The following is a 928-nucleotide window of genomic DNA, read 5'->3' on the forward strand; positions in this document are numbered from 1 at the left end:
ATTCTGTTCTCCTGTTGCCGAAGGCATGGTTCTTGTTCAAGCTGCGAAATGGGTTCAAGGGGGTTCAGGGTTCAGCCCAAAGGCTTAGTCTAAACTCCTCGCGAAATGCAGGGTGCGGCTGCGCAAAACATACGGATGCGTATGCTACATTACCCGGTCGGGTCGAACAAATAACAGGAGACAGCAGCATGAAGGAAGGGGCAAAGCTCATCCATACCTCCCGTATTCCGGTGCGTTGGGGCGACATGGATGCCTATGGCCATGTCAACAACACGGTCTATTTCCGCTACTTCGAGCAGGCGCGCTGCGAGTGGATCGAGCAGATGGGTTTTCCGGTCAGCCCCAGGGAGGCAGCCGGGCCGGTGATCATCAATGCGAGCTGCACTTTTTTCGTGCCAGTCAATTATCCTGCCACTCTCGTCATCAGGATGCATGCGGGCGAACCGGGCCGCTCGAGCGTGATGACGTGGTATGAACTTTTCGTGGAAGGGCAGGACAAGCTTTACGCGGAAGGTGCGGCGAAGATCGTGTGGATGGACAACGCCACCGGCAGGTCCGTGCCCTTGCCCGAAGCGATCCGGGCGCTGTTCGACGCCGCCGCCGGCTGAAGCCGCAAGCGCAGGGCGTCGCGCGGCAGTATAGAACAACAAGCGGCGGCGCTTGCATGAATACTTGATCGGTGGTGAGGAGGCATCATGAATCCTGCAGACAACATGCCCTTGTGGGCACCTTCGCCGGAGCGCATCGCCTCGGCCAATGTCACCGCGTTCCGTGTTGCGGCGGAAAGGCGCTGGGGCGTTTCGCTGCCCGACTACGCTGCGCTTCATGACTGGTCGGTCGCGCATCCGGAGCAGTTCTGGGTCAGCGTCTGGGAAGACGGCGGCGTGATCGGCACGCGCGGCGAGCGGGTGCTGGTCGATGGCGAGCA

At 60.3% G+C, this 928-nt stretch carries 1 protein-coding gene and 1 pseudogene; both read left to right on the top strand.

Going from position 1 to position 928, the window contains the following annotated elements:
• Positions 1-188: 188 nt before the first annotated feature.
• Positions 189-608, top strand: coding sequence for an acyl-CoA thioesterase (locus TBU01S_RS22710; protein WP_068639741.1), 420 nt, complete (start codon positions 189-191; stop codon positions 606-608).
• A gap of 87 nt (positions 609-695) precedes the next feature.
• Positions 696-928: pseudogene (locus TBU01S_RS22715) on the top strand (acetoacetate--CoA ligase); the annotation flags it as partial.

The sequence above is a fragment of the Thauera butanivorans NBRC 103042 genome, assembly GCF_001591165.1.
In the GTDB taxonomy this organism is placed as follows: Bacteria; Pseudomonadota; Gammaproteobacteria; order Burkholderiales; family Rhodocyclaceae; genus Thauera; species Thauera butanivorans.